Genomic DNA, 26,699 nt, shown 5'->3' on the forward strand with positions numbered 1-26,699 from the left:
ATTTCCGGAACTTTCCTATCGACCGGAATTGGTATAAATTCTCACATCAACGGATGTGCCCAGCTTCGGCTTGCCCTGGTATGGCTGCGGGCCCATCCAGCTTGGCATTGGGGCCTCGGATTCGTCATCCATGGTTGAGGTGATCAATTTGCGGCGGGCGCGCAAGAAAAAGGCGCGCATCGAGGCCGATGCCATTGCGTCAAGCAACAGGCTGCGCCACGGCCGCACCAAGGCCGAGCGCGCGATTGAGGAGACCCGGCGTGAAAGAGCTGTCCGTGACCTCGACGCCCATAAACGTGAAGGCTGCGATGCCGATGACCACGAAAAGGGCGAATGAGATGAAGAGCCCGGTGGTGAAGCGATCGATCGTGATCGCAGGCCACAAGACCAGCGTCAGCCTCGAGGATGCGTTCTGGGATGCGCTGAAGGAGATCGCCTTGCTGCGCAGGACCACGCTGTCGGACCTCGTCGCCTCGATCGACGGCGGCCGCAACCACGGCAACCTGTCCTCCGCCATCCGGCTGTTCGTGCTCGACCACTACCGCAGCCGCCCGCGCTGATCGTCGCATTTTCGGTCCGAGAACGCCCTGGTGTGGCCGTTCGGGCCCGCGATCCGTTGAAAGGGCTTGCTGCGTTCCTATATCCCGGCCAAGACCGCGTCGCGCATGCGCCGACGGCAAGGATGAAACCCGGCCGCACGGCCGGTGTTTCGTATCCGTTCGCTGAAAAGCCTGCTGTCCATCGGGTTTTTCGACGGAATTGGGCGCCGGGGTCGCGAGCCGACTTCCGGCGTCGGCATGACAGGAAGGAACGATCGATGCCCTGGAGCAACCAGAGCGGCGGCGGCGGACCGTGGGGACAGGGGCCGCGCGGCCCCTGGGGCAGCGGCCCCCAGCCCAGCGGACCCAGCTCGCCGGACCTTGAGGACCTGATACGGCGGGGGCAGGATCGTCTGCGAACCGTGCTGCCCAACGGCTCGTTCGGCGGCCGGGGCATCGCCATCGGCGCCGTCGTCCTGGTCGGCCTTTGGATGCTGTCGGGCTTCTACCGGGTCGAACCCGACGAACAGGGCGTGGTGCTGCGGTTCGGCAAATACGTCCAGACCACCCAGCCGGGCTTGAACTACCACCTGCCCTGGCCGATCGAGACCGCGCTGACCCCGAAGGTGACCACCGTCAACCGCATCGACGTCGGCATGCGCCAGTTCGACGACTCCCGGCGCAATACCGTGGTGCGCGACGTTCCCGAAGAAAGCCTGATGCTGACCGGCGACGAGAATATCGTCGACATCGACTTCACGGTGTTCTGGCAGATCGCCAAGGCCGGAGACTTCCTGTTCAACATCCAGAACCAGGAAGGCACCATCAAGGCGGTGGCCGAGAGCGCGATGCGCGAGGTGGTCGGCCGTCGCGACATTCAGCCGATCCTGACCGGCGCCCGCCAGGCGATCGAAGCCGGCGTCCAGGAGTTGATGCAGAAAACCCTCGACGAGTACGGCGCCGGCGTGCTGATCCGCCAGGTTCAGATGCAGAAGGTCGACCCGCCCAGCCAGGTAATCGACGCCTTCCGCGACGTGCAGGCGGCGCGTGCCGACGCCGAGCGCGCCCAGAACGAAGCCCAGAGCTACGCCAACCGCGTGGTGCCCGAGGCGCGCGGCGACGCCGCCCGCGTCACCCAGTCGGCCGAAGCGTACCGCGAGCGGACCGTCACCGAGGCCCGCGGTGCCGCCAGCCGCTTCACCCAGATCTATGAGGAATACAAGAAGGCGCCGGAGGTGACGCGCGAGCGCCTCTATCTGGAAACGATGGAGCGCGTGTTCGGCAATATGGACAAGGTGATCATCGACCAGAAGCAGGGCCAGGGCGTGGTGCCCTACCTCCCGCTCGACAGCCTGCAGCGGCGCACCAATCAAACCCAGGGGGGAACGCGATGAAGGGCGGAGTCTTCGCTGGAATTGCGTTCGTCATCCTGGCAGCGCTGGTGATCGTCGGCTATTCGGCCACCTTCGTCGTGCATCAGACCCAGTTGGCGCTGGTGCTGCGCCTTGGCGAGCCGGTGCGGATAATCCGCGACCCCGGCCTCGCCTTCAAGCTGCCGTTCGTCGATACCGTCATTTTCTTCGACAACCGCGTGCTCGACCTCGACGCGCCGCCTCAGGAGGTGATCGCCGCCGACCAGAAGCGCATTGTGGTGGATGCGTTTGCGCGCTACCGCGTCAACGATCCGCTGCGCTTCTTCCAGACCGTCGGCACCATCCAGGGCGCCAACACCCGGCTGGCGGTGATCCTCAACTCGGCGACCCGCCGTGTGCTCGGCGAGACGACCTTCACCCAGCTCGTGCGCGACGAGCGCGCGCAGCTGATGTCGCGTATCCGCCAGCAGGTGCTGCCCGAGGCCCGCAATCTCGGCGTCGAGGTGGTGGATGTCCGCATCCGCCGCGCCGACTTGCCGGAGGCCAACAGCCAGGCGGTGTTCGAGCGGATGAAGACCGAGCGTCAGCGTGAGGCGGCCGAGATCCGCGCCCAGGGCCGCGAGCAGGCCCAGCGCATCACCGCGCGCGCCGATCGCGACGTCACCGTGCTGCTCGGCGATGCCAATGCCCGTGGCGAGCAGGTGCGCGGTGAGGGCGACGCCGAACGCAACCGCGTGTTCGCAGACGCGTTCGGCCGCGACCCCGACTTCTTCGCGTTCTACCGCTCGATGCAGGCCTACGAAGCCGGCCTCAAGGCCAGCGACACTCGCCTGATCATCTCGCCCGATTCGGCGTTCTTCCGGTTCTTCAACGATCCGGTGGATCGGAAGCCGGCCGCGCCGGCAAAGCCGTGACGGCAAGACCTTCGGAACCAACGACTCTGGCCCTAAGGTCTTGATCGACATGGGAGACTTTGTTGTCGCACTCGGCTTGATGCTGGCGATCGAGGGCCTGCTGTATGCCGCAGCCCCCGACGCCATGCGGCGGGCGGTTGCGCGTATTCTCGACACCCCCGACGTCGCGTTGCGGATCGGCGGGCTGACGATGGCGGTCTTCGGCGTCGCGCTGGTGTGGATGATACGCGGTTGAGGCGGGCCCGGCGACGTCGGCCGGGCCTCGCAATCCTTGGCTTCGCGATGGGCGGGTCGGACCTGAGGTCCGGCCCGCCCAATGCCATCGGCGCCCGATGCCGGCCGGATTTTCAACGCACGGAGCCCCGGCGCTGTGCGAAAACCCTCCCGAGGTCGAAGCCCGGCCGATCGCCCGGTGCAACGGGCGCGGTTGCCGAAGGTCCCTCGGCAGGGGTTGAATTCGGCGCCCGTCCGCGCCAGCGTCTATCCTGTTCGAAACAAGGAGTTCTGAGCGCCATGCCCTCAACCGCCCGCGCCTCGCGCCTGCTGCGCGCCGGGTTCGCAGCCATGCTCGCGGTGGCCGTCCTGCTGCCGCCCCTCGGCGCGTCTGCCCAGCAGCCAGCGAGCCGCGAGCTTCCCGACGTGGCCGACGTCGTCGACAAGGTGATCGACGCGGTGGTCTACATCTCGACCACCGCCCGCGTCGAAGCCAAGGGCCAGATGCCCCAGCTGCCGCCGGGCTCTCCGTTCGAGGAGTTTTTCGAGGAGTTCTTCAAGAAGCACGGCGGCGAGGGCAACAACCCGCTCGATCCCCACCGCCAGCGCCGGCAGACCTCGCTCGGCTCCGGCTTCGTGATCGATCCGTCCGGCATCATCGTCACCAACAACCACGTGGTCGAAGAGGCCGACGAGATTTTCGTCACCTTCAACGACACCACCCGCCTCAAGGCCGAGGTGATCGGGCGCGATTCCAAGATCGACATCGCGGTGCTGAAGGTGAAGGCCGACAAGCCGCTGAAGGCGGTGAAGCTCGGCGATTCCGACAAGCTCCGGCTCGGCGAATGGGTGATCGCCATCGGCAACCCGTTCGGGCTCGGCGGCACCGTCACCCTCGGCATCGTGTCGGCGCGCAACCGCGACATCAGCGCGGGACCCTACGACAACTTCATCCAGACCGACGCCGCCATCAACCGCGGCAATTCCGGTGGCCCACTGTTCTCGCTCAAGGGCGAGGTGGTCGGCATCAATACCGCCATCATCTCGCCGTCGGGCGGCTCGATCGGCATCGGCTTCTCGGTGCCGTCGGCAACCGCGAGCCCCGTGGTCGAACAGTTGCGCAATTTCGGCGAGACCCGCCGCGGCTGGATCGGGGTGCGCATCCAGCAGGTCACCGACGAGATCGCCGAGGGGCTCGCCATGGGCAAGGCGAACGGCGCTCTGATCGCCGGCGTCACCGACAACGGGCCGGCGGCCAAGGCCGGGCTCAAGGCCGGCGACGTCATCGTGCGGTTCGACGGCCGCGACGTGAAGGAGATGCGGGACCTGCCGCGGGTGGTGGCGGCAACGCCGATCGGCAAGTCGGTCGAGATCGCGTTCCTGCGGGGCGGCAAGGAGCAGTCCGCGAAGGTCATGGTGGACCGGCTCGAAGAGGCCGAAAAGCAGGCCGCGCTCGACAAGCCCGCGCCGCAACAGGCGCCCGCGGCGGAGCAGCCCGGCAAGGTGCTCGGCCTGGAGTTGTCGACGCTGACGGACGAACTGCGCAAGCGCTTCAAGATCAAGGACACCGTCAAAGGCGTGGCGGTCACCGGGGTCGATCGCGATTCCCCGGCCTCGGAGAAGGGCCTGCAGCCCGGTCAGGTGATCGTCGAGGTGGCACAGGAGCAGGTGGCCTCGCCCGCCGACGTGCAGCGCCGGCTCGACGCGCTCAAGAAGGAAGGCCGCAAGTCAGTTCTCATTCTGGTTGCGAACGCTGACGGCGAGTTGCGGTTCGTCGCGGTCGCCGCAAGGTAACCGAGAACGGCGGCGGCGACGCCCGACCCATCAAGCATAACGGCCCAGAACACCCGTGTTCTGGGCCGTTATGCTTGATGGGCCGGGCTGGAGACATCGCCCTACGCATATTCATTTCACCGATCCGGCCACAAAGACTAAATCCTGCGGTCGAATCGGGTCTTCGCCGAAAAATATATGCAAATGGCAGAAATTTTCCGCCGTTAATGACAAAATTCCCGTCCCGGAGGTCGGATTCCGCAGATTTTTGCGCGAATTCCGCAGTCGCGGCCTCCTCGCCAACCGCAGCGACGCGGTCTAGCATCGGGCTTCTTGTGTCGGATCACCCTTGGTAATGATATGATAGCTCAAATGTGCGTTTTCTTGTAGGTTCCGGAACTTTCTCACACTTTGCTCTTGAACCCGCGCCCCCGGTGAACTTGTCTACAAACGCGTGGATTGCCACGAGCCGGTTGGATTTGGGGGAGGGGCTCATGGATGCGATCGACCGCAAGATACTGGCCTATGTCCAAAAAGGCGGACGGGATTCGTACGCCGAGATTGGTGCCGCGGTCGGGCTGTCGATCTCAGCCGTCAACGAGCGGCTGAAAAAACTTCATACTTGCGGCGCGATCCAATTCTGGTCCGCCGCCGTCGATCCGAGGGCGGTCGGCCGGCCGATCCTGGCCTACACCCAGGTGTTGACCGCCGGCGCGCGCAGCGACGACGTCGACGCGTTCCTCAACGCAGTCCGCCGCAACGACGCTGTGCTGGAGTGTCACCACGTGACCGGACGCTGGTCTTATCTGCTCAAGATCCGCACGGAGAGCCTGGAGTCGCTGGAGGCGCTGCTCAGCGGCATCGCCGCGGCGCCGGGCGTGACGCAGACCCACACCGAACTCGCGCTGTCCTCGCTCAAGGAGACCTCAGTGGTTCCGCTGGCGGCGGACGGTACCTGACTGTTGCGCGCCGCGGACCTGCCGCGCGCAGGCTCCATGTGCGGTGCCCCGGCGCCAACGCCCCCGTCCGGCGCCGCGATCCACGCCCGCAGTTCTGCGCCGTCTTATCGTGCACCACCCCCCGCCGACAGCCAATCCGGCCGGCCGCAACGCCCCCACGGTGTGCCGCGTTCGGCCGTCGGCGCGCAGCAGGATCAAGGGCCGGTGCGTCGCAGCACCGGTGCGCGGCACCTCAGTGCGACGCTACGTGCAGTGCGACACCGTGGTCGGCCAGGAGGGTGCGGATCGCCGGCGGCAGCATTTCGTCGCTGAACACCGCGGCGACCTCGGTGATCGACCCCATCCGCACCATCGGCCTTCGGCCGAACTTGGAATGGTCGACCACCAGGAAAGTCTGGCGGGCGTTGCGCAAAATGGCCTGGGCGACGCGCACCTCGTCATAGTCGAAGTCGAGCAGCGTGCCGTCGGCGTCGATGCCGCTGATACCGATGATGCCAAAGTCGACCCGAAAATGGCCGATGGTATCGCACGCCACCGGGCCGATCAGGCCATTGTCGCGGTTGCGCACCTGCCCGCCGGTGACGATGATCTTGAAATCGGTGGCGTTGGCAAGGGTGGTCGCCACATTGAGGTTGTTGGTGATCACCCGCAGGTCCTGGTGTCCGACCAGCGCGCGCGCCACCGCCTCAGTGGTGGTGCCGATATTGATGAACAGCGAGGCGTGCGCCGGCACGTGCGCGGCGACGAGGCGGGCGATGCGCTCCTTTTCCGCAAGGTTCATCACTTGCCGCATCGAATAATCGATGTTCTCGACGCTGGAGGGTAACCCGGCGCCGCCATGGTAGCGCTCGAGCCGGCCTTCGGCCGACATCTTGTTGAGGTCGCGGCGGATGGTCTGGACGGTGACGCCGAATTGCCGCGCCAGCGCCTCGATCGGCACGAAGCCGCGCTGGCGCACCAGCGAGGCGATGCCGTCGCGCCGCGCCTCGACGCTGGCCGGCTCGGCGGCGGTGCGCCCCAAAGGCGGCGCGGACAGGACGGTCACGCTGTCAGCCATCAGCGGCGGCTCTTTTCGGTTGCGGACGGGATCTTCGGTTTTGTGTCACGTCTTGCCCCGGAGAAGAAGACTTCGCCACCTCGCCGGCGGCAATCGAGCCTCCACTCCCGTTAGGTGAGGCCTCAGAAGAGGTTTCGCAACCCCCGTCGATCGTCGTCGCCAGTGCGGACGGCGTTTCCGTCGCAATCTCGACGACCGCCGAAGGAAATTCTTCGACTTTCGAACGATGCGCGACGGCATAAAACCAGTTGCCGTCGCTACGGAACGTGCTCTTATGACTGGACAATGCCGCCGGCAGAGCGGGCAGTATGGGGAGACGGCTGTGACGACCGGGACGATCCTTTCCCAGTGGTATTTCCACCTGCCGAACTTCATCCTCGCGGCGTTGTTCTACACCCTGCTCGGCCGCGTGCTGCTCGGCATGGTGATCGACGCCAATTCCAGCAATTTCATCTGGCGGTTCTTCTGCCGCCTCACCGACCCGGTGGTCGGCCTGGTGGCAGCGGTGACGCCGCGCGCGGCCGCGCCGGTGGTGGTGTGGCTGTTCGCGCTGGTCTGGCTGTTCGCAGCCCGCGTCGCGCTCTATTTCGCGCTGGCGACCTCCAACCTGCTGCCCACCGGGTGAGGATTTCCGATGCCGCGCAACGCCTATTTCGTCGCCATCGCCTTCTTCGCCACCGTCAACGGCCTGTTCAACAGCGCCGTGCTGTCGTTCGTGTTCTTCCATGTGCTGCTGCTGGCGCCGGCGATCCTGTTCGGCTCGGCGCCGCTCACCTTCATGTTCGCCTCGCTGATCACCGCGACCGTGACCATCATCGTCGCCGGCATCCCGGCCGCGCTCTATGAGCGCCTGCGCGGGCTCGACCAGTCGGACGACGTGTCGCTGTGGATCTGGCTGGCCGGCACCGCGCTGCTCACGCTGCCGGCGATGGGACGCTTTCTCACCATCGGCCTGTGAACGGCCAGGCGCCCGCACCCAGCCGATCATCCGGCAACCGTATGATACGGTTTCCGATTGCCCGCTTGGTGAGCAAGGGAAACTGCCTCGCCGAAACGCCCTTGATCGGGAAGGGATTTTTTGGAGACCGCACTGCGGAACTTCTGCCGGCGTGGGCGGATTTCGTATGATCCGCCGGCCGGGCTGGCCGTAAGCTCGGTCGCGGTACCTTTACGGCGTGCCGGCGAACCGCTGTGTTGCTGACGAAAACCCAGCGCGGACCAGGGCGGTGGCGCGGCAACAGCCAAGGTCATGACGAGGGTCCGCGTGTCGGCTCGGCTCGGCAGCGCGGAGGAGCGGCCATGGAGGAGTTGCGCAAGCTCGCGTTTTTCACCGTCGCCAAGGGCAGCGCGTTCGGCCTCTTTGCGATTTTCCTGATCATGCTCGGCTTCAGCGCGGTGCCGACCTTCTCGCTCCGCGCCGGCGGCTTCCTGGCGTTGCTGATGACGATGATCCTGCTGGCGAAAGCCTGGGGCGCGGCGCGGGCGGACTATCGTCGCACCGAGATGTGGCTGCTGCTGCCGCGCCACCACCGTCCGCCCGAGGCCCACGCCAAATGGGCGGTGACCACCGTCCTGCACGATGCCTACATCACCTTCGCCATGCGCTCGGCGGCGCTGGCGGCGGCGTTGCTTGGCGCCGCGCTCGCGGTCCGGCTCGCCGGGTTGCGGTGACCGGCAGCCGAACGCATCATGCCCCGATGGCGTGGAGCACCACCTCGCGCCGGTGCGGCCGGGCGCGGTGCTCGATCAGATAGATGCCCTGCCAGGTGCCGAGCGCGAGCCGGCCGCCCCGGATCGGGACGGCGAGCGAGACGCCGGACAGCATGGCCTTGACGTGGGCCGGCATGTCGTCCGGCCCCTCGCAGCGATGCACCCAGCCGGCGTCCTCCGGCGCCAGCCGGTCGAGCGCGGCGACGAGGTCGGTCTGCACGTCCGGGTCGGCGTTCTCCTGGATGGTGAGCGAAGCCGAGGTGTGACGGCAGAACACCGTCACCACCCCCTCGCCGACGCCGCTGGCGGCGACGAACGCCGCCACCGCCTCGGTCATCTCCACCAGGCCGCGGCCGCGCGTCGCAACCTCCAGCGTGGTCGCGGCCCAGCGGTCGACGGTGCCGCGGGCGATGGCACTTTGGCGAATGGTCACGGCGATCTCCGATCTTGCGCAAGGCTGGCGGCAGCTTTGAACGTGTGCCACGCTGCGAAGCATCAGCAGGCGGGCGCAACACAGACACCCGGCGGCCCCGCCCGGTTCCCGGTATAGACTGGTTTGGGCAGAGTTGTTGTCATGGCCGCGCTCGTCTTTCCCGATGCTACCGTGTTCACCGACGCGGCGATCCGCCCCGACACCAAGGCCTTCAACGCCGATCTCGTTCGCAAGCTCGCCAGCCTGCCCGACCCGTGGTCGTTTCCGGCGGCGGTTGTGCGCGAGCGGCGGGCGCAGGGGCTCGGCCCGATTCCGCTGGCGCCCAAGAGCCCGCGGGCGGAGACCGTCGTCATCAAGGGGCCGGGCGGCGACCTCGCGCTGCGGGTGATCGCGCCGCGCGGGCAGCCGCGCGGGGTCTATCTTCATCTCCACGGCGGCGGCTGGACGCTGGGCGCCGCCGACCAGCAGGACCCGCAGCTGGAGCGCGGCGCCGCCTTCGCCGGCTTCGTCGCGGTGTCGGTCGACTACCGCCTCGCGCCGGAGCAGCCCTATCCGGCCGGACCGGACGACTGCGAGGCGGCGGCGCTGTGGCTGGTGCAGGAAGGCGCCCGGCGGTTCGGCACCTCGCGCTTTGCCATCGGCGGCGAGTCGGCCGGCGCCCACCTCGCAGTGGTGACGATGTTGCGGCTGCGCGACCGCCACGGCCTGACGCCGTTCCGCGGCGCCAACCTGGTGGCGGGCTGCTACGACTTGGCGCTAACGCCGAGCGCGGCGGGGTGGGGCAATGAAAAGCTGGTGATCAACACCCGCGACATCCGCATGTTCGTGCGCAGCTTTTTGTCCAACGGCGGCAATCTGCTCGATGCCGACGTCTCGCCGCTGCGCGCGAACCTCGCCGGCCTGCCGCCGGCGCTGTTCACGGTCGGCACCCGCGACCCGCTGCTCGACGACACCTTGTTCCTGGCGGCGCGCTGGGCGGCAGCCGGGCTGCGGGCGGAGCTGGCGGTCTATCCCGGCGGCTGCCACGCCTTCACGCTGTTCGACTGCGGCATTGCGGTCGACGGCCTCGCCCGCAGCGAGGCATTCCTGGTCGGCCTGCCGTAAGCGGACGTCGCCGGCCATCGGCGACGTCCAACCTCGGCCGGATCGGCCGTCACCGCCGCCAGCTTGGCGGCGGCGGCGGGCCGTGGCGCTCGATGGCATCGACGATCTCACGGTGACGCCGGTCCTCGCGCGTCATGTAGACCGAAACCACGGCGTGGATCGACGGAACGGCCCAAAGTCCTGGAAAGAGCAGGCCAAGCACCCCGCACACCACCAGCAGCACCACATTGCCGATTGCCGCGAGCGGCTGGCCGTTGAACAGCAGCCCGAGCGGCGGCAAGAGAATGGCGAGTATGTAGATCATCGCAGCGAGCCCCTCCCTGGGACCGGGAATGAAATGGGAAGCCCTCGCAGTCATTTCAATCGGCGGAGACGTCGTCCACAAAACTGTCGCACCCGGCCCTGGAGACCAGCGCGGCAAGAGGTTAACGTCCTGGCAAGTTTTGGCAGGGGGTATCAGAATGTGGTCGACACACAAGGGCTACGGCACCGGGCCCGAATGGAGTTCGGCGGCTGAACCTCTGCACATTCTGGACGGGCAGCCGCCGTTCAAGCGCAGTTTCGCCCGCCGCGCGCGCGGCAAATCCGCCTTCGCCAGCCCTGCCCCGGCAGATGCCCCCTCCCGCGGCGGGATTTTCGACGACGACCTGCCGATGCCGCTGCGCGGCACCGGGGCGACGCTGCGCAATGCCGTGCTGGCGGTGCTGGCGCTCGGCCTGGTCGGTGGCGCCGGCGTCGCGGCAAGCTGGTGGATGGCGCAGCCGCCGTCAGCGGTCGTCACCGGAACCGCCGCACCGGCAATCCCGGTCAGCGCCGCGCCGGCAGCTCCAACCGAGGCCGCACCGCCGGCGCTGCCGGCAACCCCGGCGCCGGCAATGGTGGCGCCGAGCGCGGCCGCCCCGGCGACCGAACCGGCGGCCGCACCGGCCGAGGCGGTCGCTCCGGCGGACGACCCAGCCTCCGCACCCAAGGCTGAGGCTCCCGCGTCCGTGCCGGCAGCAACGCCCGAAGCCGCGGTGCCCGAAGCCGCGGCGCCGGTAGCCGCCCCGCCGCCACCCGAGCCGGCCGCTGCACCGGCGGCCGAAGCCGCGGCGCCGCCCGCGCCGGCCGTCAGCTCTCCCGGCGCGGCCGAGCCGGCCGGCGCCGCCATGCCGGCGGCCGAGGCTGCCCAGCCGGAGCCGCTGGCGGAGAGCTCGGTGATCGAGCCGATCATGCCGGCGACCCGGGTTCCGGTGCCGCCGGCGCGGCCGCGGGCCGCGCGCCCGCGGCCGGCCGATGCCGCCCGCCCGGCGGAGGACAATTCGAGCCCGCTGCTGCGCCCGGAAACCGAAGTGTTCTGGAACTGACGGACGCCGCGACTGCGGCGAGCCAAACAGCGAAAAGCCCGGCATGGTGGTGCCGGGCTTTTCGTTTGGGTCGCGCACTTCTCAGGCGGACTTCGCGGTTCCGGAACATCATTCCAACGGCGGCGGCAGCCGGCCGTTGGAATGAGCGCAGATTTCGAAAAATCATCCGGGTTGCGGCCGATCGCGTCGCGATCCGGCAAGAGCGTCGCCGAAAATCCCTGGCCGAGGCCAGGATTTCCGGCGACCGGATTACCGAACTTTGGCCGGATCGGCCGCCCGCCACATCATTCCGCAGCGGTCGAGTGCAGCTGCTCGCGCTTCAAGATCAGCTTGTTCAGCGCCGAGAGGTAGGCCTTGGCCGACGCCACCAGCGTGTCGGGGTCGGCGCCGCGGCCGGTCACCGTCTTGCCGCCTTCCGAGAGCCGGACCGAAACCTCGGCCTGGGCGTCGGTGCCCTCGGTGACGGCGTGGACCTGGTAGAGTTCGAGCTTGGCATCGTGCGGCACCAATGCCTTGATGGCGTTGAACACCGCATCCACCGGCCCGTTGCCCTCGGCCTCCTCCAGCACGCGCGCGCCGTCGACTTCGAGCCGCATGGTGGCACGCTGCGGCCCGTGGGTGCCGGCGATCACCGACAGCGACACCAGCTTGATGCGGTCCTGCGCGGTGGCGATCTCCTGGTCGACCAACGCCTCGATGTCCTCGTCGTAGACCACCTTCTTGCGGTCGGCGAGATCCTTGAAGCGGTTGAAGGCGTCTTCGAACTCGTTGTCGCCCAGTTGATAGCCGAGCTGCTTCAGCTTCTCGCGGAAGGCGTTGCGGCCGGAGTGCTTGCCCATCACCAGCGAGGTCTGCTTCACGCCGACGCTCTCCGGCGTCATGATCTCATAGGTCTGGGTGTGCTTGAGCATGCCGTCCTGGTGGATGCCGCTCTCGTGGGCGAAGGCGTTCCGGCCGACCACCGCCTTGTTGTACTGCACCGGGAACGAGGTCACCGCCGACACCAGCTTGGAGGCGCGCGTCAACATCTCGGTCTTGATGCCACTCGCGAACGGAAGGACGTCCCCGCGGGTCTGGATCGCCATCACCACCTCTTCCATGGCGGCGTTGCCGGCGCGCTCGCCGATGCCGTTGACGGTGCATTCGATCTGGCGGGCACCGGCGCGGAGGCCGGCCAGCGAGTTGGCCACCGCCATGCCGAGGTCGTCGTGGCAGTGCACCGAGAAGATCGCCTTGTCGGAGTTCGGCACGCGCTCGCGCACCATCTTGATCAGGGCGAAATACTCCTCCGGCGTCGTATAGCCGACGGTGTCGGGAATATTGATGGTGGTGGCGCCGGCCCTGATGGCGCTCTCGACCACCTTGCACAAAAAGTCGTGCTCGGTGCGGGTGCCGTCCTCGCAGCTCCATTCGACGTCTTCGACGTGGTTGCGGGCGCGCGACACCTGGGCGACCACCAGCTCATGCACCTCGTCCGGGGTCTTCTGCAGCTTCCACTTCATATGGACCGGCGAGGTCGAGATGAAGGTGTGGATGCGCGGCCGGCGCGCGCCTTTCAGCGCCTCGGCGGCGCGGTCGATGTCCTTGAAGGCGGCGCGGGCGAGGCCGCAGACCGAGGCGTTCTTCATGCGCGCGGCGACCAGCGACACCGCCTCGAAATCGCCGTTGGAGGCGATCGGGAAGCCGGCCTCGATGACGTCGACGCCCATCTCGTCCAGGAGGTCGGCGACCTGCAGCTTCTCCTCCAGCGTCATGGTGGCGCCGGGGCACTGCTCGCCGTCGCGCAGCGTGGTGTCGAAGATGATGACGCGGTCTTTGGCGGTGGACTCGGTCGCGGCGTCGGACTGCGGGTTGGCGGTCATCGGGGCATCCTTATGGTGCAGAGCGCGGGCGCGAGGCCTCGGCGCGTCTAAAGGTCCAGTCTTGCTTGGTTCCGAGAGGTGCTCGAAATCCCCTGAGCGCCCAGGCAAAGCCCGGCCGGCCCTCAGGGGCAGCTAAGGAGCAGGAGCCCGCCGAGCAGCAGAGCATGCCGGACGTCCGCAATCGCGGTCCGGTTCCAGGTGTGGCTCGTCGTCGAGCGAATCACCAAAATGCCCTCTGGTCTCGCGCCATCGGCTGCCGATCGGGTCGGCGCCGCAAACCACGAATGATCGCTTTTAGCGAATGCGCCAATCGCTGGCAAGGCCGCGAAGGGCGAAGGGCAGGGCGATCGGGTGAAGAAAGGGGTGACAAAGGCCTGAAGTGCTGAATCTGTCGGTTCCTCCGATTCGGATGCGGAGGATGGGCGATGGAGCCAGCGGAACCGGACTTTGCCGCGCTTGGGGAAGCTCTTGTTTTCCTGGACTATTTCAAGGACATGCCCGACCCGCGCCAGCGCGGCAAGGTGATGTACTCGCTGGAGGAGGTGCTGCTGCTGTGCCTGCTGGCGGTGCTGGCCGGCGCCGAGACCTTCGTCGACATCGCAAGGTTCGGCGAGACGAAGCTCGACCTGCTGCGCCGGTTCCGCACGTTTCTCCATGGCACCCCCTCGCACGACCACCTCGGCGACATCCTCGCCACCCTCGATGCTGCGCAGTTCCAGCGTTGCTTCGTCGCCTGGGTGGCGGCGGTGACCGGGGCGCCCGCAGACGTGATCGCCATCGACGGCAAGACGCTGCGCCGCTCGGCTAAGAGGGACGCCAAGGCGGCGGTCCACATGGTGTCCGCCTTCGCGGCGCGCCAGCGCCTGGTGCTCGGCCAGGTCAAGGTGGCCGACAAGTCGAACGAGATCGTCGCCATCCCCCAACTGCTCGCTCTGCTGTCGATCGAGGGCGCCATCGTCACCATCGACGCCATGGGCTGCCAGCGCGCCATCGCCGCGCAAATCCTCGCCCAGAAGGCCGACTATGTGCTGGCCCTGAAAGGCAACCAGGGCAGCTTGCGAGAGGACGTCGAGCTGTTCGCCGCCGAGCAGAAAGCCAATGGTTTCAAGGACACAGCGATCAGCCGCCATCACAGCGTCGATGGCGATCACGGCCGCATCGAGACCCGCACCACCACGGTGATGCACGACGTGGCTTGGCTCCGAGACCGTCACGATTGGCCCGGCCTGACCAGTGTCGTCATGGTCGAAAGCATGCGCGAGATCGGCGCCAAGTGCGAGCAGGAGACCCGCTTCTACATCGCCTCGCTGGCGTCCCCGGCCGACCAGCTCGGACCCGTCATCCGCAGCCATTGGGCGGTGGAGAACAGCCTGCATTGGATCATGGACATGGTGTTCCGCGATGACGACTGCCGCGTCCGCACCGATCACGCCCCCGCCAATTTCACCACCCTCAAGCACATGGCCCTCAATCTCATCCGCAAGGCCCCGGGCAAGGATTCTCTCCGCCTCAAGCGAAAAGTCGCCGCCTGGGACGACGACTTCCTCGCAAGTCTCCTGGCAGCGTGATTTTTCACCCGATTGCCCTGGGGCGAAGGGAACGATCGGCCGCCCCGCGACGACGGGACGGCCACGTCCCGGCGTCAGCCGGCCAGATCGTGCACGCTCTCGACCGTGGAGTCGGCCTTAAGGCGGTAGACGATCGGCACGCCGGTGGCGAGTTCGCGCTTCAGGATGCCTTCCGGCGTGAGCCGCTCCAGCACCATCACCAGCGCGCGCAGCGAGTTGCCATGGGCGGAAACCAAGACGCGCTTGCCCTGCAGCACCTGCGGCAGGATGTCCTGCACGTAGTATGGCAGGGTGCGGGCGACGGTATCCTTCAGGCTTTCGCCGCCGGGCGGGGGCACGTCGTAGGACCGGCGCCAGACGTGAACCTGCTCCTCGCCCCACTTCTTGCGGGCATCGTCCTTGTTGAGGCCGGTGAGATCGCCGTAGTCGCGCTCGTTGAGACGCCAGTCGCGGATGGTCTCGAGGTTCGGCTGGCCGATCTCGTCGAGGGCCAGGCGCAGCGTCTCCTGGGCGCGGCTGAGCGCCGAGGTGAAGGCGATGTCGAACTGAAGGCCGAGCGCTTTCAGCTTCTGGCCGGCGGTCTTGGCCTCGGCGACGCCGAGTTCGGTCAGGCCGGGGTCTTTCCAGCCGGTGAACAGGTTCTTCAGGTTCCACTCGCTCTGGCCGTGACGGCAGAGCACGAGGAGGCGCTCGCTCATGGAAGGTCCTTCTCAGATATCCGTGAGGCCGAGCACGTCGGCCATGGAATAAAGGCCCGGCGCCTTGCCGAAGCCCCATTGCGCGGCCTTGAGCGCGCCGCGGGCGAAGATCATGCGGTCTTCGGCCTTGTGGCCGAGGACGATGCGCTCGAACGGACCTGCGAACACCACGTCGTGGTCGCCCACCACGGTGCCGCCGCGCAGCGAAGCAAAGCCGATGTCACCCTCGCGCCGTGCGCCGGTCATGCCGTCGCGGCCGCGGGCGGCGTGGTCGTTGAGCGCGGTGCCGCGGCCCGCGGCCGCCGCCTCGCCCAGCAGCAGCGCGGTGCCGGAGGGGGCGTCCACCTTCATGCGGTGGTGCATCTCGACGATCTCGATGTCGAACTCGGGCCCCAGCGTCGCCGCGGCACGCTTCACCAGCGCGGCGAGCAGGTTGACGCCGAGGCTCATGTTGCCGGACTTGACCAGCACCGCGCTGCGGGACGCCGGTTCGAGTTGTGCCGCCTCCTCCGCCGAGAAGCCGGTGGTGCCGATGACGTGGACGAGGCCGGATTTCGCCGCGAGGGCGGCGTAGGCAAGGCTCACCGCGGGCGTGGTGAAGTCGAGCACGCCGTCCGCCTTGGCGAAGGCGGCGGCGGGATCGTCCAGCACCGGCACGCCCAGCGCCGGCAGCCCGGCCAGCACACCGGCGTCGCGCCCGAGCGTCGGCGCCCCGGCCCGCTCGATCGCGCCAACCAGCATGACGCCGCGCGCCTCCGAAATCGCCCGCACCAGAGCGCGCCCCATGCGCCCGCCGGCACCCACCACCACCAGCCGCAGATCGGCCATCCAAATCCTCCAGGGTTGACGCTTGGCACTGTCGCGCGGCGTCCTGATGAGTCAAGGTCCCGGACCGGCGGCCAAACCGTCAGGCCGGCTGCGCCCCGTCATAGCCCTCGATGATCACCAGATCGACCTCGCAGCCGCGCAACAGGTATTGCTTGGCGTCCTGGTATTCCGTGGAGGCGTAGCAGGCCTTCGCCGCTTCAAAGCTCGGGAATTCCAGCACCACGTTGTGGGGCTTGGAGCTGCCCAGCCCCTCGAACGGGCCGCCGCGGACGATGAAGCGTCCGCCGAATTTGGCGAACGCTACGGCGTTGCGCCGGCGGTACTCGTCGTAAAGCGCCTGCTCATTCACCGCGACCCGCGCGATCCAGTAACCCTTGGCCATCGTCACCTCCGATTGAGCATCGTCGTCCCGGCCACGCGGCGGCATGCGTCGCATCCGCCGCGCGAGCCGGACCGGGAGCAGGACAGAGTAGAACCTGCGCACGGCCCCGGCTCTCCGCTTCGCTGCGGCCGGGGCGACGACGGTTTCTGCCTTCAGATCGCGGCGGCCGCGGCGATCTCGCCGACGATAAGGTCGGCGGCGCGCTTGGGATCGGGCGCTGCGATGATCGGCCGGCCGACGACGAGGAAGTCGGCGCCGGCCCGGATCGCCGCGCCCGGACCCATCACCCGCTTCTGGTCGCCGACGGCGGAGCCGGTCGGGCGAATGCCCGGCGTCACCAGCGCCATGTCGCGCCCGACCACGGCGCGCACCGCCGCGACCTCCTCGGCCGAGCACACCAGGCCGTCGACGCCGGCTTCCTTGGCCTGGGCGGCACGGCGGGCGACGGTGGCGGCGACCGAGGCCTCGACACCGGCGGCGGCGAGGTCGCTCTGGTCCCACGAGGTGAGAACACTGACGCCGAGAATCTTCAGCTCCGAATCGCCTCGCCCGGCGACCGCGGCGCGCATGGTCTGCGGATAGGCATGAACGGTGAGGAACGACACCCCGAGCTCGGCGGCTTTACGGGTGGCGCGCTCCACCGTGTTGGCGATGTCGTGCAGCTTGAGATCGAGGAACACCTGGTAGCCGGCGGCGATCAGCTCGCCGGCGAAGTCGATGCCGCCGGCGATCGCGAGCTCAAGCCCGATCTTGTAGAACACCGCCGATTCGGCGAGCGTCTCGACCAAATGCTCAGCTTCGGCGACGCTCGGAACGTCGAGCGCAACGATCAGGCGTTCGCGGGCCGGTACGATCATGAAGCGCAGATCCCTTGAGGCTCGACGGCGGACCGATGTCGGCGGTCGGGCACCACGCGGTGCCGTCGGTCGCGCCGGCTGGACGCTGATACGCGACCGCTTCCGCTTTTAGCTCAAGCTCGGCGGTAAACCCAGACCCGCGCCGGCGGCACGTTCAGCCAGATACGCCGGGTTACGGTGGCGGTGTAGTCGCCGGCGTCCTTGGGGATCGGCGGCACCACCGCGTAAGTGAACTGGATGAACGGCGCGCCGGGCTGCATCAGCCGGAACGCGGCGTTGAGCAGGGTCAGGCGGTGCAGCAACGGCTTGGTGAACAGCGGCAGCGACGACACCACCGCGGCGGCCGGCTCGGCCAGTTGATGCCGCAGCGTCCGCGTCAAGGTGTAGGCGTCGCCATGCACCACCGTGGCGGTGGGATAGCGGCGCGACATCAGGTGGCTGAATTCGGTGTTGAACTCGACCAGGACCAGACGGCTGGGGTCGAGGCCGCGGGCGATCAGCGCTTCGGTAACTGCGCCGGTGCCGGGACCAAGTTCGACCACGGGCCCAGGCCGGGCCAGATCGACCTGTTCGGCCATGGCCTTGGCCAACGCGCGCCCTGACGGCGCGACGGCACCGGTGGTCAATGGCCGCTGGAACCACGACTGCAGAAAGCGCAGCTCATCGTCGAGGCGCAGCGGCTTCTTCTGTTGGAGCGTTTTCTGGAGCATAACCGGTTTCCGGACGGCCCGGCGAGGTGGAACAGGCTTAAACTGCGGTAACAGGCCGGTCAAGGCGGGGTTCGACCAAACGTCGCATCACTCGCGCATCCCGTCAAAGAATTCCCGAACCTTGGCGAAAAAGCCTGCGGATTCAGGATGGTTCTCCTTGGATGACGCCTTGTCGAACTCCTGTAGCAGTTCGCGTTGCCGCTTCGAGAGTTTCTGCGGCGTCTCGATCACCACCTGGACGTACATGTCGCCATAGGCTTTCGAGCGCAGCACCGGCATGCCCTTCCCCGCCAGGCGGAAGCGCTTGCCGGACTGGGTGCCCTCCGGCACCTTCACCTTGGTCTTGCCGCCGTCGATGGTCGGCACCTGGAACTCGCCCCCCAGTGCCGCGGTCACCATCGAGATCGGCACCCGGCAATACAGGTCCGAGCCCTCACGCTGGAAGAAGGCGTGGGGCTGAATCGACAGGAAGATGTAGAGATCGCCGCTCGGCCCGCCGCGTACGCCGGCCTCGCCCTCGCCGGAGAGGCGGATGCGGGTGCCGTCCTCGACGCCGGGCGGGATGTTTACGCCGAGCGTGCGGTCGCGGGTGATGCGGCCGGCGCCGCCGCAGACCTGGCAGGGGTCGTCGATCACCGTGCCGCGGCCCTGGCAGGTCGGGCAGGTGCGCTCCAGCGTGAAGAAGCCCTGCTGGTGGCGGATGCGGCCGGCGCCGCCGCAGGCGCGGCAGGGCGTCGGGCTGGTTCCCGGCTTGGCGCCCGAGCCGGAGCAGGCCTCGCACGACACCGTGGTCGGGATGCGGATCTGGGCCGATTTGCCCTTGTAAGCCTCGGTGAGCGAGATCTCCATGTTGTAGCGGAGGTCGGCACCACGCTCGCGGCCGGAGGCGCGCGAGCGTGCCCTGCCGCCCACCCCGAACAGATCGTCGAAGATATCGGCGAAGGTATTGGCGAAATCGGCGCCGAACCCGGCCGGGCCGGGTCCGCCCATGCCGTGCTCGAAGGCGGCGTGGCCGAACCGGTCGTAGGCGGCGCGCTTCTGCTCATCCTTGAGGACGTCGTAGGCCTCGTTGAGCTCCTTGAAGCGGTGCTCGGCCTGATCGTCCCCCGGGTTGCGGTCCGGGTGCCACTTCATCGCGAGCTTGCGGAAGGCCGATTTGAGGTCGCCCTCGCTGGCCTCGCGCGCAACGCCGAGAATTTCGTAATAGTCGCGTTTGGACATGGCGGTTATGTGCGGGTGCTCCCGGCTCCGGCGGCGCAATCGGCCGCCGTCGGGGCCTGAACCAGACAGGATCGGACCGGACAGGAAAGGGAAAAGCCCCCACCCGGAGACTTCTGTTGGTCTCGCCGGGTGAGGGCCATGGTCTGCTCCGCGCGTCAGGCCGACTTCTTGTTGTTCTTCTTGTCGTCGTCGACCTCGGTGAACTCCGCATCCACCACGTCGTCCTGCTTGGCACCGCCTTCGCCGGCCCCAGCCTCACCGCCCTGGCTGGCGGCATACATCGCCTCGCCAAGCTTCATCGACACCTGGGCGAGGGTATTGGCCTTGGCCTTGATGGTCTCGGCATCGTCGTCCTTGAGTGCGGTCTTCAGATCCGCCAGGGCGTCCTCGATCACCTTGCGGTCGGCTTCCGACACCTTGGCGCCGTAGTCGGCCAGCGACTTTTCGGTCGAGTGGACCAGAGCCTCGGCCTGGTTCTTGGCCTCGACCACCTCGCGGCGCTTCTTGTCGTCGTCGGCATGGGCCTCGGCGTCCTTGACCATGCGCTCGATGTCGGCCTCCGACAGGCCGCCCGAGGCCTGGATGCGGATCTGCTGCTCCTTGCCGGTGCCCTTGTCCTTGGCCGAGACATTGACGATGCCGTTGGCGTCGATGTCGAACGTCACCTCGATCTGCGGGATGCCGCGCGGTGCCGGCGGAATGCCCATCAGGTCGAACTGGCCGAGCATCTTGTTGTCGGCCGCCATCTCGCGCTCGCCCTGGAAGACGCGGATGGTGACCGCGCCCTGATTGTCCTCGGCGGTCGAGAACACCTGGCTCTTCTTGGTCGGGATGGTGGTGTTGCGGTCGATCAGGCGGGTGAACACGCCGCCCAGCGTCTCGATGCCGAGCGACAGCGGGGTGACGTCGAGCAGCAGCACGTCGCGGACGTCGCCCTGCAGCACGCCGGCCTGGATCGCCGCGCCGATCGCCACCACCTCGTCGGGGTTGACGCCCTTGTGCGGCTCCTTGCCGAAGAACTGCTTCACGATCTCCTGGACCTTGGGCATGCGCGTCATGCCGCCGACCAGCACCACCTCGTCGATCTCGCCGGCGGTGAGGCCGGCGTCCTTCAGCGCCTTGCGGCACGGCTCGACGGTCTTCTGGACGAGGTCGTCGACCAGCGCCTCGAACTTGGCGCGGGTGAGCTTGAGCGCAAGGTGCTTCGGCCCGCTCTTGTCGGCGGTGATGAACGGCAGGTTGATCTCGGTCTGGGTGGTCGAGGAGAGTTCGATCTTGGCCTTCTCCGCCGCCTCCTTCAGACGCTGCAGCGCCAGCTTGTCGCCGCGCAGATCGATGCCCTGCTCTTTCTGGAATTCGTCGGCCAGGTAGTTGACCAGCCGCATGTCGAAGTCTTCGCCGCCGAGGAAGGTGTCGCCGTTGGTCGACTTCACCTCGAACACGCCGTCGCCGATCTCGAGGATCGAGATGTCGAAGGTGCCGCCGCCGAGGTCGTAGACCGCGATGACACCGTTGCCCTTCTTCTCCAGGCCGTAAGCGAGCGCGGCCGCGGTCGGCTCGTTGATGATGCGCAGCACTTCGAGGCCGGCGATCTTGCCGGCGTCCTTGGTGGCCTGGCGCTGGGCGTCGTTGAAGTAGGCCGGGACGGTGATCACCGCCTTGTCGACCGTGGCGCCGAGATAGGCCTCGGCGGTTTCCTTCATCTTCTGCAGCGTGAAGGCCGAGATCTGCGAGGGCGAATAGGCCTTGCCGTCGGCCTCGACCCAGGCGTCGCCGTTTCCGGCGCGCACGATCTTGTAGGGGACGAGCTTCTTGTCCTTCTCGACCATCGGATCGTCGTAGCGGCGACCGATCAGGCGCTTGACCGCGAAGAAGGTCCGCTCCGGATTGGTGACGCCCTGGCGCTTGGCGGGCTGGCCGACCAAACGCTCGCCATCGTCGGTGAAGGCGACGATCGAGGGCGTGGTGCGGGCGCCCTCGGCGTTTTCAATCACCTTCGGCGTCTTGCCTTCCATGACGGCGACGCAAGAATTGGTGGTGCCGAGATCGATGCCGATGACTTTCGACATTGCGGTAAACCTTCCTTCTGCAGCGGACCGGCCGGGCCTTTAGAGCACCCGGATATTGGCTTTAAGTCGCGGAGTGGCGTTGCGTGCCCCCGCGGCCGACCAAAGCGCGGCCCCTCAAGGGTTCGGCGGCTATATAAGGAGCGGGGTTCCACCCCACAAGGGGCGCGTTCTCAGCCGGGCAGCAGAGACGGCCACACCGAGGTACGGCACGACCGTCCATTGAACGGCTTCGGGTGCAGCGTGGTGATCGAGCGGAGGTTGTCGCGGAGCGCCTCGCCGGGCCTCCGGGCCGGCATTTGCCATCCGCCAGCCGCGCACCGAGTCGATGATCGCCGGCCGGGTCTCGCGCAGTGGATTTTCTTGACAATACGGCAAGCCGAAACGCCGGTAACCTGCTCGGGCAGCGGGCCGATCGCGCTGGCTGAAGACAGCAATGCCGAACGGCGGGCGGCAACCGAGGGCCAGGCGGTTTCGACATCGGCGCCGCCGCGGCCGATCGCCGCACACCACGTCAACCGGTGCCGTTGCCGCAACCCGCCTTCGCGTGGTTCTGGCAAATCTTCCCTCCGGCGATATGGTCCCGGTCGGGTCACAATCCTCTGCTTCAAGGCGGCAGAGATTCCTCGGGGCGTTCCGTGCGCAACCAGATCAAGGCCGTCCTCGGTGCGCTCACCGCCTTTCTGGTGCTGCGGTCGTTCGCCCTCGCCAGCTATCACGTGCCGACCGAGAGCATGGTGCCGACCATCGAGATCGGCGACCGCATCGCCGTGAACAAGGCCGCCTATGGCTACAGCCGGTTCTCGCTGCCGGGTGGCGCCCTGCTGCCGCGGTTGCCGTTACCCGACGGCCGGCTGTTCGGCAGCCTGCCGTCGCGCGGCGACGTCGTGGTGTTCCGCCACCCCACCACCGACGTGGACCTGTTGAAGCGGGTGGTGGCGCTGCCGGGGGACCGTGTTCGCATCGAACATGGCCTGCTGATCGTCAACGACACCCCGGCGGCACGGGCGCCGGAGGGCCCGTTCTTCTACCGGGCGCCGGAGGGCTGGGTGGTGCGGGTGGCGCAGTATCGCGAGCAGCTGCCGGCCGGCCGCAGCCACCCGATCCTGAAGCGCACCGATTCCGGCCCCGGCAACGACATGGCGGAGATGACGGTGCCGGCCGGCCATTTCTTCGCGATGGGCGACAACCGCGACAATTCCGAGGACAGCCGGTTCGCCGAAGTCGGTACCGTGCCGTTCGAGAACCTGATCGGCCGGGTCGAGGCGGTGATGTACTCGATCAGCGCCTGCGAGCCGGAGCCCGGCCTGCGCTGCCCGCCGCCGCGCTGGCTGCAGTCGGTCGAATGAGCCAAAATCCGGCGTGACGCGGGGTCCGCCGGTGCGGTCGGAACCCCGTATTCCGGCTGCCGGCCCCGACAACTCGTCCCTGATCGAGGGAATTTCGGCGAGGTGGTTTCCGGGCCCCGAACGGAGCAACCGGAGCCCGACAACCGCCGTCGCATCAGGCCGGCGTCATCCAGCCGATCGCGCCGCCGCCCGGCTGGCGCAGGATGGCAAAGCGGCCCACCGCCGGCACCGTGAACGCCGGCCGGATCACCGTCGCGCCGGCGGCGACCGCCGCCTCGAGGCGCGCCTCGACGTCATCGACCGCGAGATAAGGCATCCAGTTATCCGGCACGCCCTCGAAGTCGGGTCCCGACATGGCGAAGACGCCCGCCACCGGCGTGTCGCCGGCGAACGCCACCCAATAGAGCGAACCGTCGGTCAGGTTATGCTCGGCGAACCGCCAGCCGACGGTCGCCTCGTAGAATGCCCGCACGGTATCGGGATCGCGCGTCATCAGCTCGTTCCAGTAAAAATGGCCGTGGGTCCACATCGCTGCCTCCATCGGTTCATACTGAAGGTAGGCCATTCGCCTCGACGGCGTCATGACGATTCGAACGACTGTCCGGCCAATTCCAACTCGATTCTGAGGAGACACCCCATGCGTCCGCTCGCCGTCGCCGCCCTTGTCGCCGTGTTCGCGGGGCCGGCCGCCGCCGCGGGCCCGGTGTTTCCGCCGGGCACCGCCGCCGGCCTGGTGCCGCCCGCCGGCATGACCCAGGTGCCGGGCATCGCCGCCTTCCAGGACAGCCAGAAGCGGGCGCGCATTCTGATCATCGATCTGCCGCGCGAGGCATATGGCGTGCTGACGCAGGAAATGACCGACGAGTCGCTGACCGCCAAGGGCCTGACGGAGGTAACGCGCGCGACGTCGACGCTGGCGAACGGCCCGGCGCTGCTGCTGTCGGGGCGGCAGTCGGTGGGGGCGGAGACCGTCAACAAGTGGATCCTGATCGCGCGCGGCCCGATGAGCGCGGTGATGGCGACGGCCGAGGTGCCGACCGCGAACGGGGAAGCCTATCCGGTGGAGGCGATGCGCGAGGCGCTGCTGTCACTTGTCTTCAGAACCCCGGCGCCGATCGAACAGCAGGTCGCCGCGCTGCCGTTCCAGGTCGGCGAGCTGGCCGGCTTCAAGCCGGTGCGGACGCTGGGCGGCACCACGCTCTATCTTTCGGCCGGCAGCGGCGATGACAATGGCGGCAAGGAGACCCTGATCGTGGTCGGCCGCGCCGGCGGCGTCCCCGACAGCGAAAAGATGGACATGTTCGCCCGCCGTCTGGTTGGCGGGATGCCGACCGTCAAGAAGCTGCGGGTCGACCGTTCGGAGCCGCAGCGGGTGCGCGGCGTGCCGGGCCACGAGATCCGCGCCAGCGGCGTCGATGCGGCCACCGGCAACCCGGTCAAGCTGGTGCAGTGGATCCGGGTCGAGCGCGGCAGCTATGTCCGCGTCGTCGCGGTGACGCCGGAGGCCGAGTTCGACGCGGTGATGCCGCGCCTGCGCGCGCTGCGCGACGGCATCGAACTCAACTGACCCGGATTGGTCTCAAAGGACCGTTTGGAAACTCCGACGGGGCCGCGCCGGAGCCGATTTCGGGCGCTCCGGCAGGAGCCGATCGAAGAGCGTACCGGGGAGTACGGTCGAGATCGGCGACGAACCGGGCGCCCGAAAGCGGCCCGGCCCTTCGGGTTGCGGGGCGAACGCCGGTCGCGGCGTCAAAAAGCTCGTAGGTACGCCCCGATATCGGTCTTGCTTTCCTCCTGGCGTCCGGCAGTTCGCGCCACAACGCGGCCTGCCGTCCGAGTTTCCAAACGGTCTCTCAGCCCCGATCCGAAGGCTCGCTCGGCGGCGGCGCCTCGGGCGCCACCTTGGGGCCGCCCTTGGCGACGCCGACCAGCGCCGGCCGCAGGATGCGCTCGCCGAGCACGTAGCCGGTCTGCACCACCTGCACCACGGTGCCGGTCGGCACGTCGGGGTTGGGAATTTCGAACATGGCCTGGTGCAGATTGGGGTCGAACTTGCCGCCGGCCGCCTCCACCCGGCGCACGCCGTGCTTCTCCAGCGTCTTGGCCAGTTCGCGCTCGGTGAGTTCGACGCCCTCCACCAAGGTCGTCAACGCGGCATCGCCCGACACCGCATCCGCCGGCACCGCGGCCAGCGCGCGCTCCATGTTGTCGGCGACGTTGAGCACGTCACGGGCGAACGCGGCGATGGCATAGCTCTTGGCGTCGGCGACCTCGCGCTCGGTGCGCCGGCGCAGGTTCTCCATCTCGGCCAGGGTGCGCAGCAGCTTGTCGCGCAGGTCGGCCGCCTCCGCGGCCAGGGCCTCCAGGTTCGGCTGGGGTGCGCTCGCTTGAGTCGCATCCGCCGGGGCCGCGCGGTCCGCCGGCGCGGCGTCCGCGGCGGTCTCGGCAGCCTGCTCGGGATTCAACGGGTGTCCGGACGTCGTCATAACGGCGATCCTGTCTCTGAAATTAACCAATTCCCGCCGGGATATCGGCGGAGAATCGTGAAAAATCAAGCCAGCGTCGGGTCCGGCATCGACGCACCCATCAGCCGGCTGACCACCTTGGCGGTATAGTCGACCATCGGGATGATGCGGGCGTAGTTGAGCCGGGTCGGCCCGATCACGCCGATCACGCCGACGATTTGACCCTCGGCGTTGCGGTAGGGCGCGGCGATGGTGGATGACCCCGACAGCGAGAACAGCTTGTTCTCCGAGCCGATGAAGATGCGCACGCCCTCGGCCACCTCGGCGCGGTTGAGAAGGTCGATCACGCCGCGCTTGGCCTCAAGGTCGTCGAAAAGGCTGCGGATGCGCTCCAGATCCTCCAGCGCCTTAAGGTTTTCCAACAGGTTGGCCTGTCCACGCACGATCAGCTGGCGCTCGCCCGCCGCGCCGCCGGACCAGGAGGCGAGGCCGGCCTGCACCAGACGCTGCGTCAGCTGGTCGAGCTCGGCTTGGCCGGCCGCCAGCCCGCTCGCAATGTCGGCGCGGGCTTCGGCCAGGGTGCGGCCGCGGATGCGGGCGGACAGGAAGTTCGAGGCCTCGACCAGCGCCGACGCCGGCAGGCCGGGCGGCAGCATCACCACCCGGTTTTCGACCTGGCCGTCATCGGCCACCAGCACCAGCAGCGCCTTGGTGGGGTCGAGCCCGACGAACTCGATGTGCTTGATACGGGTGTCGGACTTGGCCACCAGCACCACGCCGGCGCCGCGCGACAGCCCCGACAGCAGCGTCGAGGCCTCGGCGAGGATGCCGGCCATGGTGCGGCCCTCGCCGGCCACCTGCGCCTCGATCGAGGAGCGCTCCTCGGCCGAAAGGTCGCCAACCTCGAGCAGGGCATCGACGAAGAACCGCAGGCCGGTTTCGGTCGGCAGCCGCCCGGCGGAGATGTGCGGGGCGTAAACCAGGCCGGCGTGTTCGAGGTCGGCCATGACGTTGCGCACCGAGGCCGGCGACAGCGGGGTCGTGATCAGCCGCGCAATGTTGCGCGAGCCGACCGGCTCGCCGGTGGCAAGGTAGCTCTCGACGATCTGTTTGAAGATTTCGCGCGAGCGCTGATCGAGCTGCGACAAGGTGGCGTGTGGCACGACGACGGGACGTTCGATCGACAAGGGACTGAACTCCTTCGCCCCTAATGTGTCGTCCGCGGGCGCTCGCCGCAAGGCCGCTGGCGCGGTCGGTGCCTCCGGCGAGCGC

Annotated in this window: 29 protein-coding genes; 15 read left to right on the plus strand and 14 right to left on the minus strand. The window is 68.0% G+C overall.

The features are described from left to right. The first annotated feature begins 130 nt into the window (after nt 1-130). The 7 genes from BVIR_RS14170 (at nt 131) to BVIR_RS14200 (ending at nt 5,771) form a co-directional block, all read left to right on the plus strand. On the plus strand, nt 131-337 hold the full coding sequence (locus BVIR_RS14170; protein WP_055038236.1) for a DUF4169 family protein: 207 nt from the start codon (nt 131-133) through the stop codon (nt 335-337). A 1-nt stretch (nt 338) separates the two neighbouring features. After that, a complete protein-coding gene (locus BVIR_RS14175; RefSeq protein ID WP_055038237.1) occupies nt 339-560 on the plus strand; it encodes a ribbon-helix-helix domain-containing protein in 222 nt (73 codons plus the stop codon). Between the two features lie 257 nt (nt 561-817). Next, nucleotides 818-1,933 (plus strand): FtsH protease activity modulator HflK, encoded by a 1,116-nt coding sequence (gene hflK, locus BVIR_RS14180; RefSeq protein WP_055038238.1) that lies wholly within the window; start codon nt 818-820, stop codon nt 1,931-1,933. After that, nucleotides 1,930-2,826 carry a protease modulator HflC gene (hflC, locus tag BVIR_RS14185; protein WP_055038239.1) on the plus strand — a complete coding sequence of 299 codons (897 nt, stop codon included), beginning with the start codon at nt 1,930-1,932 and terminating at the stop codon, nt 2,824-2,826. Before hflK ends, hflC begins: the two co-directional genes overlap by 4 nt. 49 nt (nt 2,827-2,875) lie before the next feature. Further along, nucleotides 2,876-3,061 (plus strand): DUF2065 domain-containing protein, encoded by a 186-nt coding sequence (locus tag BVIR_RS14190; RefSeq protein ID WP_055038240.1) that lies wholly within the window; start codon nt 2,876-2,878, stop codon nt 3,059-3,061. A gap of 278 nt (nt 3,062-3,339) precedes the next feature. Then, nucleotides 3,340-4,833, plus strand: coding sequence for a DegQ family serine endoprotease (locus tag BVIR_RS14195; RefSeq protein WP_055038241.1), 1,494 nt, complete (start codon nt 3,340-3,342; stop codon nt 4,831-4,833). 473 nt (nt 4,834-5,306) lie between these two features. After that, nucleotides 5,307-5,771 carry an Lrp/AsnC family transcriptional regulator gene (locus BVIR_RS14200; RefSeq protein ID WP_055038242.1) on the plus strand — a complete coding sequence of 155 codons (465 nt, stop codon included), beginning with the start codon at nt 5,307-5,309 and terminating at the stop codon, nt 5,769-5,771. 232 nt (nt 5,772-6,003) lie between these two features. Here BVIR_RS14200 and BVIR_RS14205 read toward each other — a convergent pair whose 3' ends face one another. Continuing rightward, nucleotides 6,004-6,828 carry a DeoR/GlpR family DNA-binding transcription regulator gene (locus tag BVIR_RS14205; RefSeq protein ID WP_082417172.1) on the minus strand — a complete coding sequence of 275 codons (825 nt, stop codon included), beginning with the start codon at nt 6,826-6,828 and terminating at the stop codon, nt 6,004-6,006. Between the two features lie 322 nt (nt 6,829-7,150). On the opposite strand from BVIR_RS14205, the gene BVIR_RS14210 reads away from it, so the two are divergent. The 3 genes from BVIR_RS14210 to BVIR_RS14220 all read left to right on the plus strand — a co-directional run bounded on the left by BVIR_RS14210 (nt 7,151) and on the right by BVIR_RS14220 (nt 8,499). Next, the gene (locus tag BVIR_RS14210) at nt 7,151-7,453 is read left to right on the plus strand and encodes a hypothetical protein (protein WP_055038243.1); all 303 of its coding nucleotides are present in this window, start codon (nt 7,151-7,153) and stop codon (nt 7,451-7,453) included. A gap of 9 nt (nt 7,454-7,462) precedes the next feature. After that, nucleotides 7,463-7,786, plus strand: coding sequence for a hypothetical protein (locus BVIR_RS14215; RefSeq protein WP_055038244.1), 324 nt, complete (start codon nt 7,463-7,465; stop codon nt 7,784-7,786). A 341-nt stretch (nt 7,787-8,127) separates the two neighbouring features. Then, on the plus strand, nt 8,128-8,499 hold the full coding sequence (locus BVIR_RS14220; protein ID WP_055038245.1) for a hypothetical protein: 372 nt from the start codon (nt 8,128-8,130) through the stop codon (nt 8,497-8,499). A 16-nt stretch (nt 8,500-8,515) separates the two neighbouring features. Here the strand turns inward: BVIR_RS14220 and BVIR_RS14225 are convergent, their stop codons facing one another. After that, nucleotides 8,516-8,971 carry a secondary thiamine-phosphate synthase enzyme YjbQ gene (locus tag BVIR_RS14225; protein ID WP_055038246.1) on the minus strand — a complete coding sequence of 152 codons (456 nt, stop codon included), beginning with the start codon at nt 8,969-8,971 and terminating at the stop codon, nt 8,516-8,518. A 141-nt stretch (nt 8,972-9,112) separates the two neighbouring features. Between BVIR_RS14225 and BVIR_RS14230 the strand changes: the two genes are divergently transcribed. Then, on the plus strand, nt 9,113-10,075 hold the full coding sequence (locus tag BVIR_RS14230) for an alpha/beta hydrolase (RefSeq protein WP_055038247.1): 963 nt from the start codon (nt 9,113-9,115) through the stop codon (nt 10,073-10,075). Between the two features lie 49 nt (nt 10,076-10,124). On the opposite strand, the gene BVIR_RS14235 is transcribed toward BVIR_RS14230, so the two are convergent. After that, nucleotides 10,125-10,379, minus strand: a complete 255-nt coding sequence (locus BVIR_RS14235) for a hypothetical protein (RefSeq protein WP_055038248.1) — start codon at nt 10,377-10,379, stop codon at nt 10,125-10,127. A gap of 28 nt (nt 10,380-10,407) precedes the next feature. On the opposite strand from BVIR_RS14235, the gene BVIR_RS14240 reads away from it, so the two are divergent. After that, nucleotides 10,408-11,421: a hypothetical protein gene (locus tag BVIR_RS14240; RefSeq protein ID WP_156415953.1), complete on the plus strand. Its 1,014-nt coding sequence runs from the start codon at nt 10,408-10,410 to the stop codon at nt 11,419-11,421. A 284-nt stretch (nt 11,422-11,705) separates the two neighbouring features. Here BVIR_RS14240 and BVIR_RS14245 read toward each other — a convergent pair whose 3' ends face one another. Continuing rightward, nucleotides 11,706-13,283, minus strand: a complete 1,578-nt coding sequence (locus tag BVIR_RS14245; protein WP_055038250.1) for a 2-isopropylmalate synthase — start codon at nt 13,281-13,283, stop codon at nt 11,706-11,708. A 425-nt stretch (nt 13,284-13,708) separates the two neighbouring features. Between BVIR_RS14245 and BVIR_RS14250 the strand changes: the two genes are divergently transcribed. Beyond that, nucleotides 13,709-14,851 carry an ISAs1 family transposase gene (locus tag BVIR_RS14250; protein ID WP_082417068.1) on the plus strand — a complete coding sequence of 381 codons (1,143 nt, stop codon included), beginning with the start codon at nt 13,709-13,711 and terminating at the stop codon, nt 14,849-14,851. A gap of 74 nt (nt 14,852-14,925) precedes the next feature. On the opposite strand, the gene BVIR_RS14255 is transcribed toward BVIR_RS14250, so the two are convergent. The 7 genes from BVIR_RS14255 to dnaK all read right to left on the minus strand — a co-directional run bounded on the left by BVIR_RS14255 (nt 14,926) and on the right by dnaK (nt 21,616). After that, nucleotides 14,926-15,549: a 2,3-bisphosphoglycerate-dependent phosphoglycerate mutase gene (locus BVIR_RS14255; protein ID WP_055038251.1), complete on the minus strand. Its 624-nt coding sequence runs from the start codon at nt 15,547-15,549 to the stop codon at nt 14,926-14,928. Between the two features lie 12 nt (nt 15,550-15,561). Further along, entirely contained in the window at nt 15,562-16,377 is an 816-nt protein-coding gene (dapB, locus tag BVIR_RS14260) for a 4-hydroxy-tetrahydrodipicolinate reductase (RefSeq protein ID WP_055038252.1), read from the minus strand. 79 nt (nt 16,378-16,456) lie between these two features. Next, on the minus strand, nt 16,457-16,759 hold the full coding sequence (locus BVIR_RS14265; RefSeq protein WP_055038919.1) for a DUF1330 domain-containing protein: 303 nt from the start codon (nt 16,757-16,759) through the stop codon (nt 16,457-16,459). A 152-nt stretch (nt 16,760-16,911) separates the two neighbouring features. Then, nucleotides 16,912-17,616, minus strand: a complete 705-nt coding sequence (pyrF, locus tag BVIR_RS14270; RefSeq protein WP_055038253.1) for an orotidine-5'-phosphate decarboxylase — start codon at nt 17,614-17,616, stop codon at nt 16,912-16,914. Nucleotides 17,617-17,729: 113 nt separating this feature from the next. Next, nucleotides 17,730-18,326: a class I SAM-dependent methyltransferase gene (locus BVIR_RS14275; RefSeq protein ID WP_055038254.1), complete on the minus strand. Its 597-nt coding sequence runs from the start codon at nt 18,324-18,326 to the stop codon at nt 17,730-17,732. 87 nt (nt 18,327-18,413) lie between these two features. Beyond that, nucleotides 18,414-19,547, minus strand: a complete 1,134-nt coding sequence (gene dnaJ / locus BVIR_RS14280) for a molecular chaperone DnaJ (protein ID WP_055038255.1) — start codon at nt 19,545-19,547, stop codon at nt 18,414-18,416. A 155-nt stretch (nt 19,548-19,702) separates the two neighbouring features. After that, nucleotides 19,703-21,616 (minus strand): molecular chaperone DnaK, encoded by a 1,914-nt coding sequence (gene dnaK, locus BVIR_RS14285; RefSeq protein ID WP_055038256.1) that lies wholly within the window; start codon nt 21,614-21,616, stop codon nt 19,703-19,705. Nucleotides 21,617-22,251: 635 nt separating this feature from the next. Between dnaK and lepB the strand changes: the two genes are divergently transcribed. Next, nucleotides 22,252-22,962 carry a signal peptidase I gene (gene lepB / locus BVIR_RS14290; RefSeq protein ID WP_055038257.1) on the plus strand — a complete coding sequence of 237 codons (711 nt, stop codon included), beginning with the start codon at nt 22,252-22,254 and terminating at the stop codon, nt 22,960-22,962. Between the two features lie 154 nt (nt 22,963-23,116). Here the strand turns inward: lepB and BVIR_RS14295 are convergent, their stop codons facing one another. Beyond that, complete coding sequence (locus tag BVIR_RS14295) at nt 23,117-23,527, minus strand: VOC family protein (RefSeq protein WP_236823615.1); 411 nt, start codon at nt 23,525-23,527, stop codon at nt 23,117-23,119. Nucleotides 23,528-23,599: 72 nt separating this feature from the next. Between BVIR_RS14295 and BVIR_RS14300 the strand changes: the two genes are divergently transcribed. Beyond that, the gene (locus BVIR_RS14300) at nt 23,600-24,529 is read left to right on the plus strand and encodes a hypothetical protein (protein ID WP_055038258.1); all 930 of its coding nucleotides are present in this window, start codon (nt 23,600-23,602) and stop codon (nt 24,527-24,529) included. 286 nt (nt 24,530-24,815) lie between these two features. Here the strand turns inward: BVIR_RS14300 and grpE are convergent, their stop codons facing one another. Together grpE and hrcA are read right to left on the minus strand one after the other, a co-directional pair. Next, a complete protein-coding gene (gene grpE / locus BVIR_RS14305; RefSeq protein ID WP_055038259.1) occupies nt 24,816-25,448 on the minus strand; it encodes a nucleotide exchange factor GrpE in 633 nt (210 codons plus the stop codon). A gap of 65 nt (nt 25,449-25,513) precedes the next feature. Continuing rightward, nucleotides 25,514-26,614 carry a heat-inducible transcriptional repressor HrcA gene (hrcA, locus tag BVIR_RS14310; RefSeq protein WP_055038260.1) on the minus strand — a complete coding sequence of 367 codons (1,101 nt, stop codon included), beginning with the start codon at nt 26,612-26,614 and terminating at the stop codon, nt 25,514-25,516. Nucleotides 26,615-26,699: the final 85 nt, after the last annotated feature.

Source organism: Blastochloris viridis, from assembly GCF_001402875.1.
GTDB classification, from domain to species: Bacteria; Pseudomonadota; Alphaproteobacteria; order Rhizobiales; family Xanthobacteraceae; genus Blastochloris; species Blastochloris viridis.

Coding starts and splice junctions, on each gene's coding strand:
- dnaK (WP_055038256.1), bottom strand. CDS start 21,616: ATGTCGAAAGTCATCGGCATCGATCTCGGCACCACCAATTCTTGCGTC.
- BVIR_RS14215 (WP_055038244.1), top strand. CDS start 7,463: ATGCCGCGCAACGCCTATTTCGTCGCCATCGCCTTCTTCGCCACCGTC.
- BVIR_RS14255 (WP_055038251.1), bottom strand. CDS start 15,549: ATGAGCGAGCGCCTCCTCGTGCTCTGCCGTCACGGCCAGAGCGAGTGG.
- BVIR_RS14275 (WP_055038254.1), bottom strand. CDS start 18,326: ATGCTCCAGAAAACGCTCCAACAGAAGAAGCCGCTGCGCCTCGACGAT.
- grpE (WP_055038259.1), bottom strand. CDS start 25,448: ATGACGACGTCCGGACACCCGTTGAATCCCGAGCAGGCTGCCGAGACC.
- BVIR_RS14175 (WP_055038237.1), top strand. CDS start 339: ATGAAGAGCCCGGTGGTGAAGCGATCGATCGTGATCGCAGGCCACAAG.
- pyrF (WP_055038253.1), bottom strand. CDS start 17,616: ATGATCGTACCGGCCCGCGAACGCCTGATCGTTGCGCTCGACGTTCCG.
- BVIR_RS14230 (WP_055038247.1), top strand. CDS start 9,113: ATGGCCGCGCTCGTCTTTCCCGATGCTACCGTGTTCACCGACGCGGCG.
- BVIR_RS14220 (WP_055038245.1), top strand. CDS start 8,128: ATGGAGGAGTTGCGCAAGCTCGCGTTTTTCACCGTCGCCAAGGGCAGC.
- BVIR_RS14240 (WP_156415953.1), top strand. CDS start 10,408: ATGAAATGGGAAGCCCTCGCAGTCATTTCAATCGGCGGAGACGTCGTC.
- BVIR_RS14235 (WP_055038248.1), bottom strand. CDS start 10,379: ATGATCTACATACTCGCCATTCTCTTGCCGCCGCTCGGGCTGCTGTTC.
- BVIR_RS14250 (WP_082417068.1), top strand. CDS start 13,709: ATGGAGCCAGCGGAACCGGACTTTGCCGCGCTTGGGGAAGCTCTTGTT.
- BVIR_RS14295 (WP_236823615.1), bottom strand. CDS start 23,527: ATGGCCTACCTTCAGTATGAACCGATGGAGGCAGCGATGTGGACCCAC.
- hflK (WP_055038238.1), top strand. CDS start 818: ATGCCCTGGAGCAACCAGAGCGGCGGCGGCGGACCGTGGGGACAGGGG.
- dnaJ (WP_055038255.1), bottom strand. CDS start 19,547: ATGTCCAAACGCGACTATTACGAAATTCTCGGCGTTGCGCGCGAGGCC.
- dapB (WP_055038252.1), bottom strand. CDS start 16,377: ATGGCCGATCTGCGGCTGGTGGTGGTGGGTGCCGGCGGGCGCATGGGG.
- BVIR_RS14190 (WP_055038240.1), top strand. CDS start 2,876: ATGGGAGACTTTGTTGTCGCACTCGGCTTGATGCTGGCGATCGAGGGC.
- BVIR_RS14195 (WP_055038241.1), top strand. CDS start 3,340: ATGCCCTCAACCGCCCGCGCCTCGCGCCTGCTGCGCGCCGGGTTCGCA.
- hflC (WP_055038239.1), top strand. CDS start 1,930: ATGAAGGGCGGAGTCTTCGCTGGAATTGCGTTCGTCATCCTGGCAGCG.
- BVIR_RS14265 (WP_055038919.1), bottom strand. CDS start 16,759: ATGGCCAAGGGTTACTGGATCGCGCGGGTCGCGGTGAATGAGCAGGCG.
- BVIR_RS14205 (WP_082417172.1), bottom strand. CDS start 6,828: ATGGCTGACAGCGTGACCGTCCTGTCCGCGCCGCCTTTGGGGCGCACC.
- BVIR_RS14170 (WP_055038236.1), top strand. CDS start 131: ATGGTTGAGGTGATCAATTTGCGGCGGGCGCGCAAGAAAAAGGCGCGC.
- BVIR_RS14245 (WP_055038250.1), bottom strand. CDS start 13,283: ATGACCGCCAACCCGCAGTCCGACGCCGCGACCGAGTCCACCGCCAAA.
- BVIR_RS14300 (WP_055038258.1), top strand. CDS start 23,600: ATGCGTCCGCTCGCCGTCGCCGCCCTTGTCGCCGTGTTCGCGGGGCCG.
- BVIR_RS14200 (WP_055038242.1), top strand. CDS start 5,307: ATGGATGCGATCGACCGCAAGATACTGGCCTATGTCCAAAAAGGCGGA.